This window comes from Parolsenella sp. (genome assembly GCF_982402205.1).
On sequence record NZ_CEVYAT010000147.1, the window covers coordinates 1 to 3963 of the forward strand.

General features: G+C 65.3%; 4 protein-coding genes. 2 read left to right on the forward strand and 2 right to left on the reverse strand.

Annotated features, from left to right (window positions below; translation table 11 throughout):
- A partial coding sequence (locus tag AC1VTH_RS07170) for a shikimate kinase (protein WP_481335464.1) occupies positions 1–604 on the forward strand: 604 nt, incomplete at its 5' end.
- Positions 605–746: 142 nt separating this feature from the next.
- Entirely contained in the window at positions 747–1709 is a 963-nt protein-coding gene (gene aroQ, locus AC1VTH_RS07175; RefSeq protein ID WP_481335465.1) for a type II 3-dehydroquinate dehydratase, read from the forward strand.
- 145 nt (positions 1710–1854) lie between these two features.
- On the opposite strand, the gene nrdG is transcribed toward aroQ, so the two are convergent.
- The gene (nrdG, locus tag AC1VTH_RS07180) at positions 1855–2427 is read right to left on the reverse strand and encodes an anaerobic ribonucleoside-triphosphate reductase activating protein (protein WP_481335466.1); all 573 of its coding nucleotides are present in this window, start codon (positions 2425–2427) and stop codon (positions 1855–1857) included.
- A gap of 113 nt (positions 2428–2540) precedes the next feature.
- A partial coding sequence (gene nrdD / locus AC1VTH_RS07185) for an anaerobic ribonucleoside-triphosphate reductase (RefSeq protein WP_481335467.1) occupies positions 2541–3963 on the reverse strand: 1423 nt, incomplete at its 5' end.

The window sequence follows — 3963 nt, forward strand, 5'->3', positions numbered from 1 at the left end:
GGGCGTGCCCTCCGAGAGCGGACTCGTGATGCTCGTGGGCCAGGCGTGGCTGTCGAGCAGCATGTGGCAGGGACGCGAGCTCGACGAGGACCTCATCGGCAGCATCAACGAGCGCCTCATGCGCTCGAGCAGAAACGTCGCGCTCATTGGCATGCCGGGCAGCGGCAAGACGAGCGCCGGACGCAACCTCGCCGAGCTTTGCGGCCGCACGTTCGTCGACATGGACGTCAACTTCTCCGAGCGCTTTGGCCGCACCCCCGCCGAGGTCATCGAGACGGACGGCGAGCAGGCCTTCCGCGCGATGGAGACGCAGGCGCTCTCCGAGGTCGCAAGAGGCAGCGGGCTGGTCATCTCGTGCGGCGGCGGCGTCGTGACGCGCCCCGAGAACTGCGACCTGCTCCGCCAGAACTCGACCGTCGTGATGGTCGACCGCAAGCTCGACGAGCTCTCGAGCAAGGGGCGCCCCATCTCGAAGTCGCGCGGCATCGAGGCGCTGGCGGCCGAGCGCATGCCCCTCTACCGCGCCTGGGCAGACGAGGTCGTCGCGTGCACGGGGTCTGCCCGAGGCGACGCGCAGGAGATCATGCGCAGGCTCTCCCTGTAGCGTCTCCGCTTACCCCGCAATATCGTCCGTTAGCGGTTTGTGACCGTTACGACACATTGATAGGCTAAGCCTATTTAACTAGTATGCTTTGAGTATTTTTGCGGCTCGAGGTGCCGCGGGCACCAAGGGAAGGATTTGCACCATGGAGTACAGGGAAGTCGCGGCCAAGATTCTCACCGCCGTGGGAGGAAAGGCAAACGTGAGGCACGTTATGACCTGCCTCACGCGCCTCAGGCTTACCCTGGCAGACAGCTCGCACGTGACCACGAGCGACATCACCGCCATCCGTGGCGTGCTGGGCGTCGTGCCGCACGGCAACACCGGCATCGAGGTCGTGCTTGGCCCCGCCGCGATCGAGGGCGTATCGCGCGAGTTCGCGCTGCAGTCCGGCGTGGGCGTCGGCGACCCCGCGGGCACCTGCGACAACCCCTTCGAGTCCATCCCCACCGACAAGATTGTCGAGAAGGCCCTGGGCAAGTCAGAGAAAGACGACAAGCCCAAGAGCCGCGTCGTCATCACGCCGGGCCACCGCAGCTCCTACCGCGCCCAGCAGCGCGCCGCCATCAACGACGAGCGCCTGGGCAAGGAGGACCTCGACGCGCTGCGCGCCTTCCTCGACGACGGCTCCAAGACCTCGAAGGTCGCCGCATCGCTCGAGAAGCGCGGCCACGCCCTGCTCGTCATCAACGGCCCCAACATCAACATGCTGGGCATCCGCGAGCCCGCCATCTACGGCAAGGCCGACTACGCGGCGCTCGTGCGCACCTGCAAGGCGGCGGCCGCCGAGGCGGGCTTTGCCAACGTCCGTTGCTTCCAGAGCAACCACGAGGGCGCCATCGTCGACGAGATCCAGGCGGCCCTTGGCACCTATGATGGCATCGTGATGAACCCTGCCGCCTACACGCACACCTCGGTCGCCATCCTCGACGCTCTCAAGGCCGTGCAGATTCCCTGCGTCGAGGTCCACATCTCAAAGGTCGAGGAGCGCGAGGACTTCCGCCAGGTCTCCTACGTGCGCAAGGCCTGCTTCGAGACGATCACCGGCCTGGGCATCGAGGGCTACCGCAAGGCCATCCTCGACATGGCCGCCCACCTCGGGATGTAGCCGTTAGCACCTCATCTGCCTAGCAAAGGACCCGCCTCCCACGGTGCATCCGGGAAGGTGGGTCTACTCATATTCGGTGAATGCGACACGCTTGGCGGCGATTCCGTGTGACGGGTCGCCCAACGGGGCCAGGGGCTCCCCAGCCCTACATGTGGTGGGTGCCAAAGACCTCGCCATCGCTCCAGATCACGATGTCGCCGGCGGGGTTGTCGGCCATGGCCGTGGCGCGCGTCGCCGCCAGGTCGATGAGGCGCTGGTTGGCCGAGCCGCGAAAGCGCAGCGTGATGTCCTTCTCGGCCTCGATGAAGGGACCGTCGACCAGTACGTCGATGCCGTCGAGCAGGCGGTCCGTGACGCCCTCGACGTAGCGGCGGCCGCCTGGCACGAGGTCGCGGTCGTAGACGTAGCCGGTGTAGCACCAGACGTCCTTGTCGGGCAGCTCGAGGGCAACGCGCTCGACGATCTGCACAAGCTCGGCCTGGTGCTCGGGCTCCATGGGGTCGCCGCCCAGAAGCGACAGGCCGCGGATGTAGCTGGGGCGCAGGCTCTCGATGATGCCGTCGACGACCTCGCGGGTCACGGGCAGGCCGTAGTCGAAGTCCTGGGCCTCGCCGTTGAAGCAGCCCGGGCAGTGCACGCGGCATCCCGAGACGAACAGGGAGGTCCGCACGCCCACGCCGTTGGCGATGTCGCAGTACTTGATGGCGCCATAGTTCATGCGCAATGTCCCTTCGCAGAGGCCCGGCCCAGGCGAGCTACGTCAATCGGGCGGCCCCGCGAGTCACGTCGCGAGGTCGCCCGAGCTAGTTCAAACAGTTGTAGAGCTTACTACTAAAGGTGCAGGACGCGGTCGCGAATCTCCTCGGTGCGACCCTGGTTCCAGAACTGCGTGCCAATGTAGCCGCAGGTGCGGCGGGCGACGTTGAGCTTGCTCTGGTCGCGGTTGCCGCAGTGCGGGCACTCCCAGACGAGCTTGCCGTCATCCTCCACGATCTTGATCTCGCCGTCGTAGCCGCACACCTGGCAGTAATCGCTCTTGGTGTTGAGCTCGGCGTACATGATGTTGTCGTAGATGTAGTGCAGCACGCTCATGACGGCCTCGAGGTTGTCCTGCATGTTGGGCACCTCGACGTAGGAGATGGCTCCACCCGGCGACAGGCGCTGGAACTCGCTCTCGAACTTGAGCTTGGTGAACGCGTCGATGTTCTCGCGCACGTTGACGTGGTAGGAGTTCGTGATGTAGCCGTGGTCGGTGATGCCCTTGACCACGCCAAAGCGGCGCTGGAGGCACTTGGCGAACTTGTAGGTGGTCGACTCGAGCGGCGTGCCGTAGATCGAGTAGTCGATGTTCTCGGCAGACTTCCACTCGGTGCACTTATCGTTCATCTTCTGCATGACCGAGAGGGCAAACGGCGTGGCCTCGGGGTCGGTGTGCGAGTGGCCCGTCATGTACTTGACGCACTCGTAGAGGCCGGCGTAGCCCAAGCTGATCGTGGAGTAGCCACTGTAGAGCAGCGGGTCGATCGTGGCGCCCTTGGGCAGGCGGGCCAGCGCGCCGTACTGCCACAGGATGGGCGCGGCGTCGGACAGAGTGCCCTTGAGGCGCTCGTGGCGGCAGCGCAGGGCCTTGTGACACAGCTCTAGGCGCTCCTCAAAGATCTTCCAGAACTTGTCGACGTCGCCGCCGGAGGACAGCGCCACGTCGGGCAGGTTGATGGTAACGACGCCCTGGTTGAAGCGCCCGTAGTACTTGGGCTTGCTGGGGTCGTAGTTGAGCGCGTGGGCCACGTTGTCAAAGCCGTTGCCCGAGCGGTCGGGCGTCAGGAAGCTGCGGCAGCCCATGCAGGTGTAGCAGTCGCCCTCGCCCGGCTTCTCGCCCGCGGAGAGCTTGAGCTCGCGCATCTTCTTCTCGGAGATGTAGTCGGGCACCATGCGCTTGGCCGTGCACTTGGCGGCAAGCTCGGTGAGGTAGTAGTACTTCTGGCCAAGCTCGATGTTGTCGTCCTCGAGCACGTAGATGAGCTTGGGGAACGCGGGCGTGATCCACACGCCGGCCTCGTTCTTGACGCCCTCATAGCGCTGGCGCAGCGTCTCCTTGATGATGAGCGCGAGGTCGTGCTTCTCCTGGGCGCTGCGGGCCTCGTTGAGGTACATGAAGACGGTCACGAACGGCGCCTGGCCGTTGGTGGTCATGAGGGTCACGACCTGGTACTGGATTGTCTGGACGCCGCGGCGGATCTCGTCGACGAGGCGG

Bases quoted from the DNA above. Each gene is read 5' to 3' on its own strand.
- aroQ (WP_481335465.1), top strand. From the start codon at position 747: ATGGAGTACAGGGAAGTCGCGGCCAAGATTCTCACCGCCGTGGGAGGA.
- nrdG (WP_481335466.1), bottom strand. From the start codon at position 2,427: ATGAACTATGGCGCCATCAAGTACTGCGACATCGCCAACGGCGTGGGC.